The sequence below is a fragment of the Kitasatospora sp. NPDC038210 genome, from assembly GCF_055600605.1.
In genome coordinates, this window is record NZ_JBVJYK010000004.1 from 258,549 (window position 1) to 279,614 (window position 21,066).

16 protein-coding genes and 1 pseudogene are annotated in these 21,066 nt (G+C 74.1%); 13 read left to right on the top strand and 4 right to left on the bottom strand.

What is annotated here, in order from left to right:
* Positions 1–18 precede the first annotated feature (18 nt).
* The 8 genes and pseudogenes from ACZ7KX_RS10300 to ACZ7KX_RS10335 all read left to right on the top strand — a co-directional run bounded on the left by ACZ7KX_RS10300 (position 19) and on the right by ACZ7KX_RS10335 (position 9,832).
* A pseudogene (locus tag ACZ7KX_RS10300) lies at positions 19–961 on the top strand (NTP transferase domain-containing protein).
* Positions 958–2,166, top strand: a complete 1,209-nt coding sequence (locus ACZ7KX_RS10305) for a molybdopterin molybdotransferase MoeA (protein WP_470326305.1) — start codon at positions 958–960, stop codon at positions 2,164–2,166. The pseudogene ACZ7KX_RS10300 and the gene ACZ7KX_RS10305 overlap by 4 nt, the downstream one beginning before the upstream one ends.
* A gap of 22 nt (positions 2,167–2,188) precedes the next feature.
* Positions 2,189–3,235, top strand: a complete 1,047-nt coding sequence (locus ACZ7KX_RS10310; RefSeq protein ID WP_470326095.1) for a potassium channel family protein — start codon at positions 2,189–2,191, stop codon at positions 3,233–3,235.
* 121 nt (positions 3,236–3,356) lie between these two features.
* Positions 3,357–4,334, top strand: a complete 978-nt coding sequence (locus tag ACZ7KX_RS10315) for an NAD(P)H-quinone oxidoreductase (RefSeq protein WP_470326096.1) — start codon at positions 3,357–3,359, stop codon at positions 4,332–4,334.
* Between the two features lie 138 nt (positions 4,335–4,472).
* Entirely contained in the window at positions 4,473–5,318 is an 846-nt protein-coding gene (locus ACZ7KX_RS10320; protein ID WP_470326097.1) for a hypothetical protein, read from the top strand.
* Positions 5,319–5,627: 309 nt separating this feature from the next.
* The gene (locus tag ACZ7KX_RS10325) at positions 5,628–6,242 is read left to right on the top strand and encodes a bacterial proteasome activator family protein (protein WP_470326098.1); all 615 of its coding nucleotides are present in this window, start codon (positions 5,628–5,630) and stop codon (positions 6,240–6,242) included.
* A 311-nt stretch (positions 6,243–6,553) separates the two neighbouring features.
* Positions 6,554–7,984 (top strand): protein kinase domain-containing protein, encoded by a 1,431-nt coding sequence (locus ACZ7KX_RS10330; RefSeq protein WP_470326099.1) that lies wholly within the window; start codon positions 6,554–6,556, stop codon positions 7,982–7,984.
* Positions 7,985–8,095: 111 nt separating this feature from the next.
* Positions 8,096–9,832 (top strand): protein kinase domain-containing protein, encoded by a 1,737-nt coding sequence (locus ACZ7KX_RS10335; protein WP_470326100.1) that lies wholly within the window; start codon positions 8,096–8,098, stop codon positions 9,830–9,832.
* 5 nt (positions 9,833–9,837) lie between these two features.
* Here ACZ7KX_RS10335 and ACZ7KX_RS10340 read toward each other — a convergent pair whose 3' ends face one another.
* Positions 9,838–10,878 (bottom strand): phosphotransferase, encoded by a 1,041-nt coding sequence (locus tag ACZ7KX_RS10340; protein WP_470326306.1) that lies wholly within the window; start codon positions 10,876–10,878, stop codon positions 9,838–9,840.
* A 125-nt stretch (positions 10,879–11,003) separates the two neighbouring features.
* Positions 11,004–11,663: a response regulator transcription factor gene (locus ACZ7KX_RS10345; RefSeq protein WP_350525949.1), complete on the bottom strand. Its 660-nt coding sequence runs from the start codon at positions 11,661–11,663 to the stop codon at positions 11,004–11,006.
* Positions 11,664–12,088: 425 nt separating this feature from the next.
* Here ACZ7KX_RS10345 and pdhA point away from each other — a divergent pair, with 425 nt between their 5' ends.
* The 3 genes from pdhA to ACZ7KX_RS10360 are packed head-to-tail and all read left to right on the top strand — an operon-like array spanning position 12,089 to position 15,681.
* Positions 12,089–13,243 carry a pyruvate dehydrogenase (acetyl-transferring) E1 component subunit alpha gene (gene pdhA, locus ACZ7KX_RS10350; protein WP_350525950.1) on the top strand — a complete coding sequence of 385 codons (1,155 nt, stop codon included), beginning with the start codon at positions 12,089–12,091 and terminating at the stop codon, positions 13,241–13,243.
* On the top strand, positions 13,243–14,217 hold the full coding sequence (locus ACZ7KX_RS10355) for an alpha-ketoacid dehydrogenase subunit beta (RefSeq protein ID WP_396549807.1): 975 nt from the start codon (positions 13,243–13,245) through the stop codon (positions 14,215–14,217). Before pdhA ends, ACZ7KX_RS10355 begins: the two co-directional genes overlap by 1 nt.
* 15 nt (positions 14,218–14,232) lie before the next feature.
* The gene (locus ACZ7KX_RS10360) at positions 14,233–15,681 is read left to right on the top strand and encodes a dihydrolipoamide acetyltransferase family protein (protein WP_470326101.1); all 1,449 of its coding nucleotides are present in this window, start codon (positions 14,233–14,235) and stop codon (positions 15,679–15,681) included.
* Positions 15,682–15,762: 81 nt separating this feature from the next.
* Here ACZ7KX_RS10360 and ACZ7KX_RS10365 read toward each other — a convergent pair whose 3' ends face one another.
* Together ACZ7KX_RS10365 and ACZ7KX_RS10370 are read right to left on the bottom strand one after the other, a co-directional pair.
* Positions 15,763–16,725, bottom strand: a complete 963-nt coding sequence (locus ACZ7KX_RS10365) for an LPXTG cell wall anchor domain-containing protein (RefSeq protein ID WP_470326102.1) — start codon at positions 16,723–16,725, stop codon at positions 15,763–15,765.
* Between the two features lie 279 nt (positions 16,726–17,004).
* Complete coding sequence (locus ACZ7KX_RS10370; RefSeq protein WP_470326103.1) at positions 17,005–17,973, bottom strand: hypothetical protein; 969 nt, start codon at positions 17,971–17,973, stop codon at positions 17,005–17,007.
* 206 nt (positions 17,974–18,179) lie between these two features.
* Here ACZ7KX_RS10370 and ACZ7KX_RS10375 point away from each other — a divergent pair, with 206 nt between their 5' ends.
* On the top strand, positions 18,180–19,403 hold the full coding sequence (locus ACZ7KX_RS10375; protein WP_470326104.1) for a benzoate/H(+) symporter BenE family transporter: 1,224 nt from the start codon (positions 18,180–18,182) through the stop codon (positions 19,401–19,403).
* Between the two features lie 221 nt (positions 19,404–19,624).
* Complete coding sequence (locus tag ACZ7KX_RS10380) at positions 19,625–20,857, top strand: M64 family metallopeptidase (RefSeq protein ID WP_470326105.1); 1,233 nt, start codon at positions 19,625–19,627, stop codon at positions 20,855–20,857.
* The last annotated feature ends 209 nt before the right edge of the window (positions 20,858–21,066 follow it).

A 21,066-nucleotide genomic window follows, 5' to 3' on the forward strand; every position in this document is an offset into this window, starting at 1 on the left:
GGGGCGGATACTGGCCGCATGACGCCGTACGACGTGATCGTTCCGGCGGGCGGGGCCGCGCGGCGCCTCGGCGGGGCCGACAAGCCCGGCCTGACGGTCGGCGAGACCACCCTGCTCGACCGGGTGCTCGCCGCCTGCGCGGACGCCCGCACCACCGTCGTGGTCGGCCCCGCCCGGCCGACCGTGCGCACCGGCGTCCGCTGGACCAGGGAACAGCCGCCCGGCGGCGGGCCGGTCGCCGCCGTCGCGGCCGGGCTCGACCTGGTCACCGCGGACACCGTGCTGCTGCTCGCCGCCGACCTGCCGTTCCTGGACCGGCGGACCGTGCATCGGCTGGCCGAGGCCCTGGACGGGGCCGGGCCCACCGTGGACGCCGCCGTGCTGGTCGACGCGGGCGGCCGCGACCAGCCGCTCGCCGCCGCCTACCGCACCGCCCCGCTGCGCGCCGCGCTGGCCGCCCTCGGCGACCCGGCGGGCCGACCGCTGCGCCGCCTGGTCGGCGGGCTGGCCCGGCTGAGGGTCGCCGACATCGACGACGTCGCGTACGACTGCGACACCTGGGAGGACCTGGAGCAGGCCCGCGAGCGGGACCGGAGCTGAACCTCACGGCGCGGGCCGCCGGACTGTGAGGGAAACGACGCGCCCCGCACACGGGGCGAACACCTCCGGGAAACAGCCGATCAGGCAGCATGGGCGCATGGAGCGCACGCTGGATGACTGGATCGCCGAGGTCAAGGCCGACCTGGGCATCGACCTGGACGTCGACGTCCGAGGTCTGCTCGACACGGCCCGGGTGGTCGCGCACGGGGTGGCCCGGCCGGCCGCGCCGCTGACCGCCTTCCTGGTCGGCTACGCGGCCGCACAGCGGGGCGGCGGGCCGGAGGCCGTCGCCGAGGCCGCCCGGCGGACCGAGGAGCTCGCCGAGGCGTGGGTCGCCGCCGACCGGCCGGGCGAGCAGTGAGTGCGGTCGGGCAGACCACCGTGGCCGCCCCGTCCGCCGACCCCGCCGTACCCGGCTGGTCCCGCGCCCGCGAGACCGCGCGCCGGGCCGGGCTGCGCCCGCTGCCCGGGATCGGGCTGCCGCTGGCCGAGGCGCTCGGCCACACCCTCGCCGAGCCGCTCGGCGCGCTGACCGACCTGCCCGCCTTCGACACCTCCGCGATGGACGGCTGGGCGGTCGCCGGGCCCGGCCCGTGGCGGGTCGCCGGCCGGGTGCTGGCCGGACCGGCCGCGCCGGCGCCGCTGGCCGACGGCACCGCCGTGGAGATCGCCACCGGCGCCCAGCTGCCGCCCGGCGCCACCGCCGTCCTGCGCCGTGAGCACGGGCGGACGGAGGGCGCGCTGCTGCGCGACTGCGGCCCCCGGCAGTTGACCACCGGGCAGGACGTCCGGCCGCGCGGCCAGGAGTGCCGCCGGGGCGAGGAGCTGCTGCCTGAAGGCACCCCGGTCGGGCCGGCCGTGCTCGGCCTGGCCGCCGCCTGCGGCCACGACCGGTTGGTCGTGCGCCGCCGACCGGTCGTCCAACTGCTCGTCCTCGGCGACGAGTTGCTCGCCTCCGGGATCCCCGGGCCGGGTCTGGTCCGGGACGCGCTCGGGCCGCTGCTGCCACCCTGGCTACGGGCCGCCGGCGCCGAGGTCGCCGAAGTGCGCTGCGTGCGCGACGACTTCGGGCTGCTCCGGGACGCGCTGCGGCACTCCACCGCCGACGTCGTGGTCACCACCGGCGGGACGGCCGCCGGACCGGTCGACTTCCTGCACCGGGCGCTCGCCGAGTCCGGCGCCCGACTGCTGGTCGACGGCGTCGCCGTCCGGCCCGGGCACCCCATGCTGCTGGCCGAACTGCCCGGCGGGCGCCACCTGGTCGGCCTGCCCGGCAATCCGCTGGCCGCGGTCGCCGGGATGGTCACGCTCGCCCTGCCCCTGCTGCACGCCCGCAGCGGACGGGCGGTCGGCGCCCCCGCCCTCGCACCCGCCGCGGCCGTACTGCCCGGGCACCCGGCGGACACCCGGCTGCAGCCCGTCCGGCGCACGGCCGAGGGCGTCGTCCCGCTCGCCTTCGACGGGCCCGCGATGCTGCGCGGTCTGGCCCGGGCCGAGGCGCTGGCCGTGGTCCCGCCCGGCGGGGCGGCGGTGGGGGAGACGGTCGAACTGCTGGAGGTCCCGTGAGCCGGCGAAGCCGGTCGGGCGGATGAGCCGGCCCCGACGCGTCCGGGAGGCGGAGACGGAGCCCTGGGCGGACGCCGGGATCGTGCTGCCCGCCCGCCGGGCCGCGCCCGCCCTGCGGCAGGTGGGCTCGCGGCTGCTGCTGGCGCTCGCGGTGCTGGTCGTCACCACACTGCTCGTCTACGCCGACGGGGCCGGCTACAACGACAACGCCGGCGGCGGGGTCAGCTTCCTCGACGCGGCGTACTACGCCACCGTGACGCTCTCCACCACCGGGTACGGCGACATCACCCCGTACAGCGACAGCGCCCGGCTCACCAACATCTTCGTGATCACCCCGCTGCGCGTGCTGTTCCTGATCATCCTGGTCGGCACCACGCTGGAGGTGCTCACCGAACGCACCCGCCAGCAATGGCGGTTGAACCGCTGGAGGTCCACCGTGCGCGAGCACACCGTCGTCATCGGGTACGGGACGAAGGGCCGCAGCGCCGTCGACACCCTGCTGGGGCAGGGGGTGAAGAAGGAGGAGATCGTCGTCGTCGACCCGCAGCGCAAGGTGGTCGACCAGGCCGCGCAGCACGGTCTGGTCGGAGTGGTCGGCGACGCCACCCGCACCGACACCCTGGTGCGGGCCGCCCTGCCCACCGCGGCCCGGGTGGTGGTCGCGCCGGAGCGGGACGACACCGCCGTGCTGATCACGCTGACGGCGCGCCAGTTGAACAAGGGCGCCACCGTGGTCGCCGCCGTGCGGGAGGACGAGAACGCCCCGCTGCTGCGGCAGAGCGGTGCCGACGTCGTGGTCACCAGCTCCAGTTCGGCCGGGCGGTTGCTCGGGCTGTCGATGCTCAGCCCGCGCGCCGGGGCGGTGATGGAGGACCTGCTGACGTACGGCACCGGGCTGGACGTGGTGGAGCGCCCGGTCACCCGGGCCGAGGCCGGGCACGGCCCGCGGGAGTGCGCGGACCTGGTGGTCGCGGTGGTCCGCGGTCGGCGGGTGATCAACTTCAACGACCCGGAGGCCGCCGTGCTGCAGCTCACCGACCGGGTGATCGTGATCAGGTCGAACGGCTGACTCGGCGTCGACGGGCCGGTGCGGCGCCGAAGGCACTCGCGGCGTCGGCCGGACGGCGCGGACCCCGCCCGGAGGACCGCCCTGTCCGGTGAACCGCCCTGACGCGCAGTAGGTTCGGGGCATGCATGCGATGACGATTCCCGTACCCGGCGGCCCCGAGGCGCTGGTGTGGGCCGAGGTGCCCGATCCGGTGCCCGGTGAGGGCGAGGTCCTGGTCGAGGTGGCGGCCACCGCCGTCAACCGTGCCGACCTGCTCCAGCGGCAGGGCCACTACAACCCGCCGCCCGGCGCCTCGCCGTACCCGGGGCTGGAGTGCGCCGGGCGGATCGTCGCGCTCGGGCCGGGCGTCGCCGGCTGGGCGATCGGCGACGAGGTGTGTGCGCTGCTGTCCGGCGGCGGCTACGCGCAGCGGGTCGCGGTGCCGAGCGGGCAGCTGCTGCCGATGCCCGCCGGGCTGAGCGCGGAGCAGGCCGCGGCGCTGCCGGAGGTCGCCTGCACGGTGTGGTCCAACGTCTTCCTCACCGCGCACCTGCGGCCCGGCGAGACCGTGCTGCTGCACGGCGGTGCGAGCGGCATCGGGACCATGGCGATCCAGCTGGCCAAGGCGGTCGGCGCCCGGGTGGCGGTCACCGCGGGCAGCGCGGCGAAGCTGGCCCGGTGCACCGAGCTGGGTGCGGACATCGTCATCGACTACCGCGAGCAGGACTTCGTCGAGGTGCTCCGGGAGGCCACCGGCGGGGCCGGCGCGGACGTGATCCTGGACATCATGGGCGCCAGGTACCTGCAGCGGAACGTGGACGCGCTGGCGGTGAACGGGCGGCTGGTGATCATCGGGCTGCAGGGCGGGGTGAAGGGCGAGCTGGACCTCAACGCGCTGCTGCGCAAGCGGGGGGCGGTGATCGCCACCAACCTGCGCGGGCGGCCGCTGGCGGAGAAGGCGGCGATCGTGGCGGCGGTGCGGGAGCACGTGTGGCCGCTGGTCGAGGCCGGGGTGGTGAAGCCGGTGGTGGACCGGGTGCTGCCGCTGACCGACGCGGGTGAGGGGCACCGGGTGCTGGAGGCCGGGGAGCAGGTCGGGAAGGTCGTGCTGCGGGCCTGAGACGGCGGCGGGGGTGCGGCGGTCGGCGCCGATGTCGCCCGAAATGCCCGGATTGTCGGATCGTGCGAGGCTGGTTCGGAGCTGTCCCGCCGCCGACCCTGCCCCCGGGCGCGGTCGGCCGTCGGAAGGACTCCGACCGTGGCCGCATCTCCGCACGCGTTCCTCGGGCCGCTGCCCGTGGCGCCGCACCGCCGTCGTACCCGTCGCATCCTCCGTACCCGTCGCCTGCCGTGCCCGGCCCGCGCCCAGCGGCTGTTCGCGGCGGCCGTGCTGGGGCTCGCCCTCCCGCTGGCCGCCGCGACGGCGGCGGTGGGGATGCCGTCGCCCTCGGCGGGCGTCTCGCCGCTTCCGTCCCCCTCTCCGGCCTCTCCCGCTTCTCCCGCTTCTCCCGTGCCGATGCCGGGCAGCGATCCGGGCGAGGCGGGGGCGGGGGCGGAGGTGGACCCCGAGGAACCGGCGGTCGCCCCGACCGCGCACAAGCCGGCCGCCGTGCCGCCGCAGCACCCGGCACCCCGCCCGTACCAGGGGGACGAGCTCGCCCGGCTCCACCGGCACCGACCGGCGTCGCTGCCGGAGCGCCCGGACGCCACCGTGGACCAGGCGCCGGACCAGGCGCCGGACCAGGCGACCGGCCGGGCTCCCGGCCGGGCCCCCGGCCAGGCCGCCGATCAAGCCGGCGCGCAGGCTCCCGGCCAGGCCGCCGGGCAGGCTCCCGACCAGGCTGGCTCGCAGGTTCCCGACCAGGCCCAGGACCAGAGCGCGGAGGCCGATCCGGAGGGCTCGGACCCGGCGGCAGCCGGTGACGCCGTCGCACCGGACGCCGTCACGGCCGCCCCCGGCCTACCCGTCGCGGCCGTCACCATCCCGATCGTCCTCCCCGCCCGCTGGCAGGACGCCTCCACGACCCAGCTCCCGCTCGGCGTCGGCCTCGGGCTGATCGGCTGCGGCCTGGGGCTGATCGGCGTGAAACTGCGGAAGGGCTGAGCCCCCCCCGGCCGGAGCCGGGAGCCGCGCGACGGGCGGTGGGGGCGGGCGGGCGTCACCCGCCGTGGCCGGGCGGGTGCGGGCGGGATCGACGTGCCCGGCGTCCGGTGCGGGTGGGGGTGGAGGTTCGGTGCGGGTTCCGTGCGGCGGGAGCGTCGGCGGGCGGTCGGCCTGCGGGGTGCGGGATCTGAGTAGCCGTACGGATTCCCGCGCGGCGGGCGGGGGCGTACCGTCGTCACGGGTGTCGCAGGACGGCGGGACGAGCGGGGGCTTCCGCCCGACCAACCCCAGTGAGAGAGAATGTTGTTCATGACGAATCCGATGAACGAGCGCTCGTCGCAGGAGCCCTACCAGGCCGCCGGCGGGCAGCCGCAGGACGGCCAGAAGGTGCTGATCGTCGGACCGGACGGGTTGCCCGTGGGCCAGGGGTTCACCGGCCCGGCGGGGGACGGGGACGACGACGGCGACATGCCGCGTGAGCTCCCGGTGACCGAGATGGTCGAGCAGCCCGCCAAGGTCATGCGCATCGGCAGCATGATCAAGCAGTTGCTGGAGGAGGTCCGGGCGGCTCCCCTCGACGAGGCGAGCCGGGTCCGGCTGAAGGACATCCACGCGAGCTCGATCAAGGAGCTCGAACTCGGTCTCGCCCCGGAGCTGGTGGCCGAACTGGAGCGGCTGTCGCTGCCGTTCACCGAGGAGACCATCCCGACCGAGGCCGAGCTGCGGATCGCCCAGGCCCAGCTGGTCGGCTGGCTGGAGGGCCTGTTCCACGGCATCCAGACCGCGCTGTTCGCCCAGCAGATGGCGGCGCGGGCCCAGCTGGAGCAGATGCGGCGGGCGCTGCCGCCGGGACTGCACGGCGGGGACCCGGACGAGGACGACCCAGGTCACGGCCGCGGCATCCGCTCCGGTCCGTACCTCTAGCCCGGCACCCGTCGTAGCCCGCGCCCGGAGCCGGCGTCCGCCGGTGGGCCGGGACGGTCCGCCGGACCGGACGTACCACGACGATCCGCCCCGGGCCGTCGCCGCCGGGATCCGGCGCCGGCGGCCCGGGGCCAGGACCGGCCCCGGGGCCGGTCACCGTCGGCGCGAGCCGATACCCTGACCCCTGTCGCAGGCCGGTCGAGCCGCCGCGACAGGGGTCCGCCAGGCCAGCGGGCCGGGCCCACCAGCACGGACGAGACCGAACGTCACGGTTGCGGCAGTACGGCCGCGCCGAGGGGGAGCAGAGGACCATGAGCGAGCACGGCAACGCGGCGGTCGAGGGCTTCTCCCTGGGCAACGGCCGTTATGTGCTGCAGCGGCTGCTGGGCGAGGGCGGCATGGCGTCCGTGCACCTCGCCTACGACAGCGTGCTGGACCGGCAGGTCGCGCTGAAGAGCATGCACAGCGAGCTCGGCCGGGACGACTCGTTCAAGGAGCGGTTCCGCCGCGAGGCCCAGGCCGTGGCCCGGCTGGAGCACCCGAACATCGTCACGGTGTACGACAGCGGCGAGGACGTCGCCCCGGACGGCTCCAGCACGCCGTACATCGTCATGCAGCTGGTCGACGGCAAGGGCCTGCGCGAGGCGATCAACGAGGCGGTCGCCCAGTACGGCGCGATGCCGACCGAGGAGGCCCTGAAGGTCATCGTCGGCGTGCTGAACGCGCTGGAGGCCTCGCACGACATGTCCCTCGTGCACCGCGACATCAAGCCCGGCAACGTCATGTTCGACCGCAAGGGCAACGTCAAGGTCATGGACTTCGGCATCGCCCGGGCGCTGGAGTCCGGCGTCACGTCGATGACCCAGACCGGCATGGTGGTCGGCACCCCGCAGTACCTCTCGCCCGAGCAGGCGCTCGGCAAGCCGGTCGACGCCCGCTCCGACCTGTACTCGGTCGGCGTGATGCTCTTCGAGATGCTCACCGGCCAGCTGGTCTTCGACGGCGACTCGGCGTTCTCGATCGCCTACAAGCACGTCCAGGAGGAGCCGCCGGCCCCCTCCACCCTCAACCGGTCGGTCACCCCCGAGGTGGACGCCTTCGTCGCCCAGGCGCTGCGCAAGGACCCGGCGCACCGGTTCCAGAGCGCGGCGGCGATGCGCGACGAGGCGGAGCGGCTGATCGCGGCCGCGAAGGGCGGCGGCAGCGGGCACCCGCTGCAGGCCAGCACCCCGCTGGTGATCAACGAGGGCCCGCGCTCGGTGCACGCCGCCCCGCAGGCCCCGCACACGCCGCAGCCGCAGTACCTCCAGCAGGGCGGTCCGCAGGCGCCGCAGTACCAGACGCCGCCGCCCGCCTACCAGACGCCGCGTCCGCAGGCGCCGCACACGCCGCACCCCTTCCCGCAGCCCCAGGCGCCGCAGTACCAGACGCCGCCGCCGGCCTACCAGGCGCCGCGTCCGCAGGCGCCGCACACGCCGCACCCCTTCCCGCAGCAGGCGCACACCCCGCCGCCGCAGCCGATGCCGCCGTACCAGCAGCCGAAGGCGCCCGGCGGTGGCGGCTGTTCGACGGTCGTGGTCGTGGTCGGGATCATCATCGGCGTGCTCGTGCTGGCCGGCATCATCATCGCGATCGTGGTCAACAACGCCGACAAGAAGACCAACGGCAAGTTCAGCCACTCGGCCCGCCCCGCGAACGTGCTGGTGGTCGACCTCGCGGCCGACCGGAATGGCCGGTCCTGACGGTTTCCGACCGGTTGGCGGGTGCCGGGGCGCGCGCCGGAAGCGGTAGCGTTCGGGGATACGTAAGCGACAGGGCACCGCGATCCGAGCGAACGCCCGGGGCGAGGAGCGATGGCACAGACGCAGCATCCGGACGACGACGCTGGTGCCCGAGCGGTCGGCCGGACCGGCGGGACGCCGAGGATCCCCGAGCCGGGCAGCGAGGCCCCGACCTCGGCGCTGCCGCCCTTCGCCGGCGGGCCGCACACCCCCGGTCGCGGGTCCGCCGTGCCGCTGGGCACCGTCGGTGACGGCCGCTACCGGCTGACCCACCGGCTGGGCCGCGGCGGCATGGCCGAGGTGTTCGCCGCCGAGGACGTGCGGCTGGGCCGCACCGTCGCCGTCAAGCTGCTGCGCGGAGAGCTGGCCCAGGACGACGTCGCCCGGATCCGCTTCACCCGCGAGGCACACGCCGTCGCGGCGCTCAACCACCACTCGATCGTCTCGGTCTACGACACCGGCGAGGAGTACGTCGGGGACGAGTCCACGCCGTACATCGTGATGGAGCTGGTCGAGGGCCGGACCGTCCGGGAGCTGCTGGCGGACGAGGACGCGCCGCCCGTCGACCAGGCGCTGATCATCATCGCCGGGGTGCTGGAGGCGCTCGCCTACAGCCACCGGAACGGCATCGTCCACCGGGACATCAAGCCCGCCAACGTGATCATCACCACCACCGGCGCGGTCAAGGTGATGGACTTCGGCATCGCCCGGGCGCTGACCGGCGGGGCCACCACGATGACCCAGACCGGCATGGTCATGGGCACCCCGCAGTACCTCTCGCCCGAGCAGGCGCTGGGCAAGCCGGTCGACCACCGGTCCGACCTGTACGCGGCCGGCTGCATGCTGTACGAACTGCTCACGCTGCGCCCGCCGTTCACCGGCGACACCCCGCTCTCGGTGGTCTACCAGCACGTCCAGGACCCGCCGGTGCCGCCCTCGCAGGCCAACGGCCGGGTGCCTGCCGGCCTCGACCCGCTGGTGCTGCGCTCGCTCGCCAAGAACCCGGACGACCGCTTCCAGGACGCCGACGAGTTCCGCGCCCACGTGCAGCACGCGCTGCGCGAGATGCACGGCGCGGCCGGGGCCGGCTGGGTCGGCGTGCCGGGGGGCACGGGCGACACCGGTGCGACCCAGGTGCTCCGGCCGGACCAGACGGCGGCCACCGCGGCCTTCGGCGTGGTCCGCCCCGGTGACAAGACCTCCGCGCTGCCCTACCAGAGCGACTCGCAGACCCCCTTCACCCCCTACTCGGGGCACGGCGGCCCGTACGGCGGCGGTGGGGACGACGGCGGGGACGACGACGGGCACCGCCGGCGGCGCGGGCCGTGGGCCTGGGTGGCGGGCGGCGTCGCCGTGCTGGTCGCGGCCGGTGCCGGGATCGCGTTCGCGCTCAGCGGCACCGACCACGTCACCAAGGACCCCAAGGTGCCCACGACGCCGGCGCCGGTGGTCAGCACGGCCGAGCCGACCACGCCGACCCAGAGCGGCCTGCCGAGCCCGCCGGCGTCGGTGTCCGGCAGCAAGAAGCCGCAGCAGCCGACCGACACCGGCAACAACAACAGCAACAACACCGGCAACAACAGCGGCAACAACATGTCGCCGTCGCCGAGCACGGGCAAGCACACCCCGACCCCGACGCCGACGGGGACCTCCACCCACACGGCGACGAGCAGCGCCTCCGCGACCCCGACCGGCGGGTCGACGGGCGGATCGACGCCGACCTCGGGCGGGGGCGGCGGCGGCACGCCCACCAACCCGCCGCCGAAGCCGGACCCGAAGCCGACGGGGACGCTGCCGGCCGGGGGCTGACCCGGTCAGTTGGCGAAGGCGTCCAGGACCTGCTCGTACTCCTGGCACCACCACGCCAGTTGGCCCGCCGAGGCGGGGTAGAGCGGGTCGGCCCGGTGGTCGGCCCGCTGGTACCGCCACTGCAGCATCCAGAAGTCGTTCAGCCGCTCCCACCACACCCGGTGGGCGGCGGCGGCTAGGTGCTCGGCGGTGGCGGCGCCGGAGGCCCGGTAGGCCTGTGAGTAGCGGCGGACCCGGACCAGGTCGAGGGCGCCGGACACGCGGTCGTTGAACAGCAGGGTGGCGGCCCGGACGGCCTCCTCGGCGCGCGGCTGGGTGCCGAGCTTGTCCCAGTCCAGGACGGCGGCCACCCGGCCGCCCGCCGGGTCGTCGCCGTACAGCAGGTTGAGGCCGTGGAAGTCGCCGTGGGTCCAGCCGGTGGGCGGCGCGGCCTGCGGGGCGGGGCGGCGGTGGGCGTGCTCGGCGAGCAGTTCCAGCCGTTCCGTGAGCCGTTCCTCGACCAGCGCGTCCAGGTCCCCGTACGGGCGGTGCTCGCGGGCGCGGTGCCGCAGGTCACGGGCCAGCCCGGCGCTGTCGGCCGGGTCGGCGGTGCGGTAGCCGGCGGGCTGCTCGAAGGGGGCGCAGACGTCGTCGAGCGCGCCGTGCAGCCGGCCGAGCAGCGCTCCGAGCGCCTCGCACTGCGGGAGACCGAGCTCGGTACCGTGCCGGTGTCGGCCATCGGTCCACGGGAACAGCGCGAACATCCGGCCGCCCCGGCCGGCCACCGTGCCCGAGCGTTCGGCGCAGGCCAGCGGGGGTGCGACGGGCAGCCCGAGGGTGTTCAGCGCGGCCATCGCGCGGTGGTGGGCGAGGATCTTCGGTCGGCTGGCGGTGGCGGTGTCGACGTAGCACTTCAGGAAGTAGCGGCCGGCCTCGGTGGTGACCCGGTACCCCCGGTTCAGCAGGCCTTCGGCGACCGGTTCGGCGGTCAGTGGGCGCCCCACCCGGTAGCGGGCCAGGACCTCGACGAGCGCGGTGTGCGGGACGGGCGGGCTGAGGGTCCCCATCGGCGGTGCGGAGAGGTCGGGGCGGGCCGGGGCGCAGGCGAGGGTCTGGCTGAAAGTCACAGCCAGAGGGTATGGCCCCCTCGCGGGGGCCCTTGACAGATCGTCAGTTGTGTGCAGCCCTAAGGTCAGTACTGGTGGTCGGCCTGGTGCCGCGCCACGAAGGCGGCCGCCTGGGTGCGTCGCTCCATGCCCATCTTGGCGAGCAGACTGGAGACGTAGTTCTTCACCGTCTTCTCGGCCAGGTGCAACTCGTTGCCGATCTGACGATTCGTCATCCCCTCGCCGATCAGATCGAGGATCCGCCGCTCCTGCTTGGTGAGTTGGGACAGCCGCTCGTCCTCCTTCCCGCCGCCGTCGCGCAGCCGGGCGAGCACCCGGCTGGTGGCGACCGGGTCGAGCAGGGAGCGGCCGGCCGCGACGTCCCGGACGGCGGTGATCAGGTCGGTGCCGCGGATCGCCTTCAGGACGTAGCCGGAGGCGCCCGCCATGATCGAGTCGAACAGCGCCTCGTCGTCCGAGAACGAGGTCAGCATCAGGCACTTGATGTCCGGCAGCAGGGACCGGACCTCGCGGCAGACCTCGACCCCGTTGCCGTCGGGCAGCCGGACGTCGAGCACCGCGACGTCGGGGTGGACCGCGGGGATCCGGGTCAGCGCCTCGGCGGCCGTGCCGGCCTCGCCGACCACCTCGATGTCGTCCTCGACCGAGAGCAGATCGTGCACGCCCCGCCGGACGACCTCGTGGTCGTCGAGCAGGAATACCCTGATTTGTCCGTTATCAGTCACGTCCAAAGCCTCCCATAACACCGTACGAAAGACCTATCGCTCACATCGCCGTAAAGACGTGATCCGGCCAGAGACATCCGAAACCGATACCGAGAACCCCCTTACGTACGGGCGTCCGCCCGGATAACGTGCGCTGGTGTCCTGAAGGCGCTCGAATTGAGAGCTGCGTCACGTCGCCCGTCACCCCCACCCTTCCGACGGCGGTCCGAGCGCGGCACCCTCGGGGTTGTGACCCTGAACAAGTAGGACGTCCTAGCGCAAGCGCGCCAAGGGCGGACGCTGGGTAACGTTCTCGTGAGGGACGCCGTCGGAACAGGATCACCACCTGCCCCGCAGTAGGTGCGCACACCCACGCGCGCCCCGCGGGGCGGTGACCGGACCGGTCACCGGCGACCCCGGGCGGCCGGACAGACCGAGGAGTGAACGTGACCGTCAAAAGCACGGCGAGGACCCGCAAGAAGGCGGCCCCCGCTGTCCCTGACACCCTCCGCGCCACGGGTAAGGACGCCCAGCCGGAGCTCGTCCAGCTGCTCACGCCGGAAGGCGAGCGGGTCGAGCACCCGGACTACCCCCTCACCACCACTCCGGAGGAGCTGCGCTCCCTCTACCGCGACCTGGTGCTGGTGCGCCGGTTCGACGGCGAGGCCACCGCGCTGCAGCGCCAGGGCGAGCTGGGCCTGTGGGCCTCGCTGCTCGGCCAGGAGGCCGCCCAGGTCGGTTCCGGCCGCGCCATGCGCACCGGCGACTACGCCTTCCCCACCTACCGCGAGCACGGCGTGGCCTGGTGCCGCGACGTCGACCCGCTGAACCTGCTCGGCATGTTCCGCGGCGTGAACCACGGCGGCTGGGACCCGAACGAGAAGAACTTCCACCTGTACACCATCGTGATCGGCTCGCAGACCCTGCACGCCACCGGTTACGCGATGGGCATCACCAAGGACGGCGCCGACGACGCGGTCATCGCGTACTTCGGCGACGGTGCCTCCAGCCAGGGCGACGTCAACGAGGCCTTCACCTTCGCCTCGGTCTACAACGCTCCGGTGGTCTTCTTCTGCCAGAACAACCAGTGGGCGATCTCCGAGCCCACCACCACCCAGACCAAGATCCCGCTGTACCGCCGCGCCTCCGGCTTCGGCTTCCCCGGCGTGCGCGTCGACGGCAACGACGTGCTGGCCTGCCTCGCGGTCACCCGCTGGGCGCTCGACCACGCCCGCAGCGGCAACGGCCCGGTGCTGATCGAGGCGTTCACCTACCGCATGGGCGCCCACACCACCTCCGACGACCCCACCCGCTACCGGCACGCCGAGGAGACCGAGGCCTGGAAGGCCAAGGACCCGATCACCCGGCTCCGCGCCCACCTGGAGAAGGAGGGCCTGGCCGACGACGAGTTCTTCGCCGCGGTCGACGCCGAGAGCGAGAAGCTGGGGCTGCGGGTGCGCGAGGGCGTGCGCAGCATGCCGGACCCGGACCCGACCCTGATCTTCGACCACGTGTACAGCGAGCCGCACGCGCTGGTCGATGAGGAACGGGCCGAGTACGTCGAGTACGCGGCCTCCTTCGAGGCGGGGGAGAACCTCTGATGGCCGGTCAGCTGAGCATCGCCAAGGCGCTGAACGAGGCGCTGCGCAAGTCGCTGGAGAACGACCCGAAGACCCTCCTCATGGGCGAGGACATCGGCAAGCTCGGTGGCGTCTTCCGGATCACCGACGGCCTGCAGAAGGACTTCGGCGAGGGCCGGGTGATCGACTCCCCGCTCGCCGAGTCCGGCATCGTCGGCACCGCGATCGGCCTGGCACTGCGCGGCTACCGCCCGGTGGTGGAGATCCAGTTCGACGGCTTCGTCTACCCTGCCTTCGACCAGATCGTCTCCCAGCTGGCGAAGATGCACGCCCGCGCGCTCGGACACGTCAAGATGCCGGTCACCATCCGCATCCCCTATGCGGGTGGAATCGGCGCGGTCGAGCACCACAGCGAGTCGCACGAGGCGTACTTCGCGCACACCGCCGGTCTGCGCGTGGTCACCCCCTCCAACGCGCACGACGCGCACTGGATGCTGCGCCAGGCCATCGAGTCGGACGACCCGGTCATCTTCCTGGAGCCCAAGCGCCGCTACTGGGACAAGGGCGAGGTCGGCGACGCCGCCGACCTGGGCCTGCACGACGCCCGGATCGTCCGCCCCGGCACCGACGCGACGCTGATCGCGTACGGCCCCATGGTCAAGGTCTGCCTGGAGGCCGCCGCGGCCGCCGAGGAGGACGGCCGCCGCCTGGAGGTCGTCGACATGCGCTCGCTCTCCCCGGTGGACTTCACCACCCTGGAGGAGTCGGTCAAGCGCACCGGTCGGGCCGTCGTGGTGCACGAGGCACCGGTCTTCCTGGGCATGGGCGCCGAACTGGCCGCCCGGCTCACGGAGAAGTGCTTCTACCACCTGGAGGCACCGGTCCTGCGGGTCGGCGGCTACTACGCGCCGTACCCGCCGTCCCGGGTCGAGGAGGCCTTCCTCCCCGACCTGGACCGCGTGCTCGACGCCGTCGACCGCGCGCTCGCGTACTGATCCAGGGGAGCGAAGATGACCACCGAAGTTCGCTCGCTCCGCGAGTTCAAGATGCCCGACGTGGGCGAGGGCCTCACCGAGGCCGAGATCCTCAGCTGGTACGTCAAGCCCGGTGACACCGTCACCGACGGGCAGGTCGTCTGCGAGGTGGAGACCGCCAAGGCGGCCGTGGAGCTGCCCATCCCGTTCAACGGGGTGGTCGAGAAGCTGCACTTCCCCGAGGGGACGACGGTCGACGTCGGCACCGTGATCATCTCGGTCGCGGTCGCCGGGGAGGCGGGAGCCGAGGCCCCGGCCGCCCCCGCCGCGGCTCCGGCGGCCCCGGCTCCCGCCGAGGAGGCCGAGCCGGAGCGCCGCGAGGTGCTGGTCGGGTACGGCCCGCGCACCGGCGGCAGCCAGCGCCGGGCCCGCCGGACGACCACCACCACGGTCACCGCGACCAAGCCGGCCGCCGCGCCCGTCGCGCCCGCGCCGGCGGCCCCGGTCGTCCAGCCCGCTCCGGCGGCTCCGGTCGCCCCGGCGCCGGCAGCCGGAGTCCCGGCCGGCGAGCGGCCGCTGGCGAAGCCGCCGGTCCGCAAGCTGGCCAAGGACCTGGGCGTCGACCTCCGCGAGGTGACCCCGACCGGCCGGGACGGCGTGATCACCCGCGAGGACGTGCACGCGTTCGCCGCGGCCAAGGCCGCTCCGGCGGCGCCGGTCGCCCCGGTGGTCGAGGCCGCCGTGGCCGAGCCGGCCGCGGTGTCGGTGCCGGTGCCCGGCGCGGGCGACGTCCGCGTGCCGATCAAGGGCGTCCGCAAGGCGACCGCGCAGGCGATGGTGGCCTCGGCCTTCACCGCCCCGCACGTGACCGAGTTCGTCCAGGTCGACGTGACCCGCACGATGAAGTTCGTCCGCCGGCTCAAGGAGAGCGGCGAGCTGGGCCGGGACGTCCGGGTCAGCCCGCTGCTGCTGGTCGCCAGGGCGCTGCTCACCGCGGTCAAGCGGCACCCCGAGATCAACGCGCAGTGGGACGAGGCGGCCCAGGAGATCGTCATCAGGGGCCAGGTGAACCTCGGCATCGCCGCGGCCACCCCGCGCGGCCTGATCGTCCCGAACATCAAGGACGCCGGGTCCAAGACCCTGTCGGGGCTGGCCGTCTCGCTCGGCGAGCTGGTCGAGACCGCCCGCCAGGGCAAGACCTCGCCGGCCGACATGCAGGGCGGCACGATCACCATCACCAACGTCGGCGTCTTCGGCGTCGACACCGGCACGCCGATCCTGAACCCGGGCGAGGCCGCCATCCTGGCCTTCGGCGCGGTCCGGGAAATGCCGTGGGTGCACAAGGGCAAGGTGGTCCCGCGTCAGGTGACCACGCTGGCACTCTCCTTCGACCACCGCCTGGTGGACGGGGAGCTGGGCTCCAAGGTGCTGGCCGACGTGGCCGCCCTGCTGGAGCGCCCGAAGCGCCTGATCACCTGGGGCTGACGGCCCGAGCGACGACGAAGGGGCCCCTCCTCCGCACCGCAGTGCGGAGGAGGGGCCCCTTCGTTGTGGGCCGTTCGTCGACTAGCGCTGGGGACGGAGTCGGCGGACGGCGATCAGGACGCCGGCTCCGAGGGCGAGGAGGGCGGCGGAGGAGAGGGCGAGGAAGGTGTTGGTGGAGGAGGCGCCGGTCTGGGCGAGTTCCGGGGTGCCGGCCGGGGCGGTGGTCGCCGGGGTGGTGGAAGTGGCCTGCGGCGCCGGGGACTTGGTGGTCTCGGCGGCGGGCTCGGTGACCTTGGCGGGGGTCTTGTCGGCGGCGGGCTCGGCCTTCTTGGTCTCCTTGGCCGGGGTGGTCGGCGCGGGCTTGGTGGGCTTGGTGGGCTTGGCCGGGGTGGTCGGCTTCGCGGCCGCCTGCGGGTGCGTCACCTTGATGTCGGTGATCGCTCCCCGGCCGTTGCTCGGCGTGACGATGACCTGCAGCCCGTCGATGTCCTTGGCCACGTCGGCGGAGAGCCCGACCCGGAAGCGGTAACGGACGGCGCGGCCGTCGGCGAGCGGGCCGCCCGCGGACGGGGCGGAGCCGCCGACCGCCGGGTCGCAGCCGTTCGCCAGCGCCACGCGCTGCCATCGGCCGTTCGACATGATCTCGGCGGTGAACTGCGAGGGCCTCGGGGTAGCGCCGTGCGTGTTGAAGAACGCGATGCTCGGGACGACCCGGTGGTAGTCGGCCCCGGTTCCGTTGAAGAACTGGACGTCGATCTCTGCCTTGGGGCCGCCGGCGACGATCGCGGCGGGGGTCGAGAGGAACACGGCGGTGGCGCCCTGGCCGTGCAGCTCGACGGACTGGTCGTCCTCGTTCGCGGTGGTCGGCTTCGCGGGGGCGGTGACCGGGGCGTTGTCCGGGGCTCCGCAGGCCCAGGCGCTGTCGGTGGCGAGGAACTGGATGCCGCCGGCGAGGACGGTGGTGGCGGCGAGGACGGCGATGCGGCGGCGGCCGGAGAGCGCGCGGTCGTTCTTCGTGAATCGGGTGATAACGGACGTGCGCATGACGTGACTCCCCAGGGTCATGTGACTGACGGTGTGTGTGGGTGAAGACGACCGGCCCCGCTCCTCCTGAGCGGAAGCGCCCCCCGGCTCTGCCGGTCTCGCTCTCCGTGCCTTCATCCGTATAGACGCGCATCCCCGGCAGGGGTTGCAGGTGGATCCAAAAGTTTTTTCGGGCGTTCGGAAGGGGCTTCGGCGGCGCTCGGGAACGCGGAAGGGGTCCCCCTTCACCGCACCGTGGTGCGGTGAAGGGGGACCCCTTCGTTGTGGGCCGTTCGTCGACTAGCGCTGGGGACGGAGTCGGCGGACGGCGATCAGGACGCCGGCTCCGAGGGCGAGGAGGGCGGCGGAGGAGAGGGCGAGGAAGGTGTTGGTGGAGGAGGCGCCGGTGTGCGCGAGCTCGGGGGTGCCGGCCGGGGCGGTGGTCGCCGGGGCGGCGGACGGGGTCTCGGCCGGGACGGCGGGAGCGGCGGCGGGCGCCTTGGTGGGCTCGGCGGCCTTGGCGGGGGTCTTGTCGGCGGCCGGCGCGGCCTTCTTGGTCTCCTTGGCCGGAGTGGTCGGCGCGGGCTTGGTGGGCTTGGCCGGGGTGGTCGGCTTGGCGGACTCGGCGGTCCGGGCGACGCGGTAGGTGTGGCTCTCGCCGATCTCGTCCGGGAAGCCCGGGGACGTGGCGATCGTGCCGACCTGGATCTCGGTCACGTCCTTCGGCGCCTTCGCGGAGAGGCCCACCCGGAACATGAAGTTGGCGGCCCGGCCGTTCTCCAGGCGCGCGGTGGTGGTGGCCGGGGAGACGGCGGTGAAGAGCGTCGGGTCGCAGCCGTGGTGGAGGGCGACGGGCTTCCAGCCGCCGGAGGTGGCGACCTCGACCGTGAAGTCCTGCAGGTTGGTGCTGCCCTTCGGGTTGAACAGCGCGAGTCCCGCGGAGACGTTCTGGTACGGGGCGCCGGTGAAGTTGGTGACGGCGACGCCGATCTCGACCTTGGGGCCGCCCGCGGTGATGGTCTGGCCGTCCGGGGTCATGTGGAAGCCGGCGCTGTAGTTGCCGTCGTGCTTGGCGGTCGGGGCGCTCTTCGCGGGGGCGGTGACGGCCGTGGTGTCTCCGGCCCCCTCGCCGCAGGCCCAGGCGCTGTCGGTGGCGAGGAACTGGATGCCGCCGGCGAGGACGGTGGTGGCGGCGAGGACGGCGATGCGGCGGCGGCCGGAGAGCGCGCGGTCGTTCTTCGCGAATCGGGTGATAACGGACGTGCGCATGACGTGACTCCCCAGGGTCATGTGACTGACGGTGTGTGTGGGTGAAGACGACCGGCCCCGCTCCTCCTGAGCGGAAGCGCCCCCCGGCTCTGCCGGTCTCGCTCTCCGTGCCTTCATCCGTATAGACGCGCATCCCCGGCAGGGGTTGCAGGTGGTTCCGAAAACTTTTTCGGGAGCCTTCGTCAGGTCTCCGGGATACTGCCGGGATGACGGATGAGCTGACGATCCGACCGGAAACGACGCCGGTCGGCAGCGGGGAACGTCGGTCACTGCGGCGGGACGCGTCGGGGCCGGCACTGCTGGCCGGGCTGGTGTGCGTCGCGGTGTCCTTCTCGGGACCGCTGGTGGTGGTGCTCGCGGCGGCCGCGGCCGGACGGCTGGACACGGCGCACACCGCCTCCTGGATCTGGGCGGTGGCGATCGGCAGCGGGGTGAGCGGCTTCGCGCTGAGCTGGTGGACCCGGACGCCGGTGATCACCGCCTGGTCCACGCCGGGGGCCGCGCTGCTGGTGACCAGCCTGGGCGACTACCCCTACCGGGAGGCGGTCGGGGCGTTCCTGGTGAGCGCGGTGGTGGTGGCCCTGTTCGGGGTGACCGGCTGGTTCGGCCGGCTGATCGCGGCGGTGCCGGTCGGGATCGTGAACGCGATGCTCGCGGGCATCCTGTTCTCCTTCGGTGCCGGGATCTTCGGCGCGGTGCACAGTGCGCCGGTCCTGGTGGTGGGCAGCTTCGCGGCCTTCCTGCTGGCCAAGCGGTTCGCGCCGCGGTACGCCGTACCGGTCGCGCTGCTGGTCGGCGGGGTGCTGGCGGCGCTGACCGTCGGACTGCCGCTGCACCCGGGCTCGGGCGGGCCGACCGTGCCGGTGCTGACGGTGCCGGCGTTCTCCTGGTCGGCGCTGGTGGGGCTGGCGCTGCCGCTCACGATCGTCACGCTGGCCTCGCAGAACGCCCCGGGCCTCGGCGTGATGCGGGCCTTCGGCTACCGGGCGGACGACCGGCTGCTGATCGGCTCGACCGGTGCGGTGTCGATGCTGATGGCCCCGTTCGGCTCGCCCGGGGTGAACCTGGCGGCGATCACGGCGGCGATCTGCTCGGGCCCGGAGGCCCATCCGGACCCGCGCCGCCGGTACGTCGCGGGCATGTCCTCGGGCGCGCTGTACGTGCTGGTGGGCAGCTTCGGCGGGGTGCTGGTCAGCCTGTTCACCGGGCTGCCGAAGGAGCTGATCGCGGTGATCGCCGGGGTCGCGCTGCTGGCCTCGCTGCAGGGCAGCCTGGCGGCGGCGGTCGCGGAGGAACGCGGGCGGGACGCGGCGGTGGTGACCTTCCTGGCGAGTGCCTCGGGGATGAGCCTGTTCGGGATCGGCTCGGCGTTCTGGGGGCTGCTCTTCGGGCTGGGCACCCATCTGGTGCTGGGCCTCCGGAAGGCCTGACCGGGACTGCGGGAGGGCGCCTGGGCGGGGACGGTTCGGGCGGGGTGTGGTTGGTATGACACGCATGACCTGCATGATCCTCATGGCAGGGAGGATGTGGATCGTTCGGCCAGGTCGGTGACATTTGCGCCCGCCGGTGGGGGCGACACGCCGGTCCGGGTACGTCTCCGCTCCACCACCCGGGCGACACCGGGTGACCGGAGCCCCGAGGACGCACCCGTATGCCGCCTGGCAACCCTGGCCGTCTCGTCCGGAGTCTGGCCGCCCTCGTGCTGGTGTCCACCGCCCTGCTGCCCGCCGCCCTGGAACTGGTCGGCCCCTCGCCGTTCGGCGTGATCGGGCCCGGCGCCCCCGCCGACCGTGCGGTGCCGCCGCACACCGCGCTCCGCGCCGACCAGCGAATAGCCGGGGCCGCCCCGACGGTCGACATACGTCGGACCGGCGACCCGGCCAACCGGATCACGCTGGTCCTGCTCGGGGACGGCTACACGGCGGGCGAGCAGGACCTGTTCCGGCAGCAGGCCGACAAGGCCTGGCACGCCCTGATGGACATCGAGCCCTTCCGCACCTACCAGGGCTTCTTCAACGTACGGCGGGTCGACGTGGTCTCCCCGGTGTCCGGGATAGCCGAGACCGAGAGCCGCGGCCGCAACCCGGTCACCCCGCTCGGCATGCACTTCTGGTGCGAGGGCACCGCCCGGCTGCTCTGCGCCGACGAGGCCGCCACCGCCCGGTACGCGGGGGACGGCAACGGGCCGCAGTACCTGATCGCGCTGGCCAACTCCACCGAGTACGGCGGTGCCGGCGGCACCGGGGTGACCACCCTGGCGGGCGGCAGCCAGGACGCCGGGCGGATCATCCAGCACGAGATCGGGCACACCGTGGGGGACCTCGGCGACGAGTACGACAGCGCCCCCGACGACGCCGACTACCCGAACCTCTCCACCCTCAACGCCGACGACATGCGCAAGAAGCAGACCAAGTGGTGGCGCTGGCTGGGCGCCGAGTCCCCGGACGGTGCCGGGGTCGTCGGCGCGTACCGCAGCGGCAACGGCCTCTACCGGCCGACCCCGGACTCGGTCATGCGCACCCTGGGCAGCGCGTACAACCTGCCCTCGCGCGAGGCGATCGTCGAGGAGCTCTACCGCAAGGTCCGGCCGACCGACGCCCCGCTGCCGGCGCCCGGCGAGGTGACCGGGCGGCCCCGGCTCGACGTCCGGCCGCTGCCGCTGAACGGGGCCCGGCAGCTGAAGGTGGAGTGGAAGGTGGACGGCGTTCCGGTGGCACCGCAGTCCGCGGACGCCTCCTGGCTGGACACCGCCCGGCTGGACCTGGCCCCGGGCCGGACGGCCACCGTGACGGCGACCGTCCGGGACACCACGGACTGGGTGCGCGACGAGGCCTTCCGGGACCGCTTCATGACCCGGTCGGTGTCCTGGACGCTGACCGGCTGAGGCCGGCCGGGGCTGTCGGAGGCTCGCCGGGGCCGGCTGTCGCCGGGGAGCGCACCGGCGGATCCACCGGCCCGGGGGGTCGCGGCTTCGCACCCGGGCGACCGAACCCCGCCCTGGGCGTCCAATCATGGGATGACTAATCTGGTCACACTATGTCCGTGGAGCCCGCCCCTTCAGCCGCGCCCCCGTCCGCCTCCGCTCCCCGAGCC

Coding starts and splice junctions, on each gene's coding strand:
- ACZ7KX_RS10310 (WP_470326095.1), top strand. CDS start 2,189: ATGAGCCGGCCCCGACGCGTCCGGGAGGCGGAGACGGAGCCCTGGGCG.
- ACZ7KX_RS10315 (WP_470326096.1), top strand. CDS start 3,357: ATGCATGCGATGACGATTCCCGTACCCGGCGGCCCCGAGGCGCTGGTG.
- ACZ7KX_RS10325 (WP_470326098.1), top strand. CDS start 5,628: ATGACGAATCCGATGAACGAGCGCTCGTCGCAGGAGCCCTACCAGGCC.
- ACZ7KX_RS10330 (WP_470326099.1), top strand. CDS start 6,554: ATGAGCGAGCACGGCAACGCGGCGGTCGAGGGCTTCTCCCTGGGCAAC.
- ACZ7KX_RS10335 (WP_470326100.1), top strand. CDS start 8,096: ATGGCACAGACGCAGCATCCGGACGACGACGCTGGTGCCCGAGCGGTC.
- ACZ7KX_RS10340 (WP_470326306.1), bottom strand. CDS start 10,878: ATGGGGACCCTCAGCCCGCCCGTCCCGCACACCGCGCTCGTCGAGGTC.
- ACZ7KX_RS10355 (WP_396549807.1), top strand. CDS start 13,243: ATGGCCGGTCAGCTGAGCATCGCCAAGGCGCTGAACGAGGCGCTGCGC.
- ACZ7KX_RS10360 (WP_470326101.1), top strand. CDS start 14,233: ATGACCACCGAAGTTCGCTCGCTCCGCGAGTTCAAGATGCCCGACGTG.
- ACZ7KX_RS10365 (WP_470326102.1), bottom strand. CDS start 16,725: ATGCGCACGTCCGTTATCACCCGATTCACGAAGAACGACCGCGCGCTC.
- ACZ7KX_RS10370 (WP_470326103.1), bottom strand. CDS start 17,973: ATGCGCACGTCCGTTATCACCCGATTCGCGAAGAACGACCGCGCGCTC.
- ACZ7KX_RS10375 (WP_470326104.1), top strand. CDS start 18,180: ATGACGGATGAGCTGACGATCCGACCGGAAACGACGCCGGTCGGCAGC.
- ACZ7KX_RS10380 (WP_470326105.1), top strand. CDS start 19,625: ATGCCGCCTGGCAACCCTGGCCGTCTCGTCCGGAGTCTGGCCGCCCTC.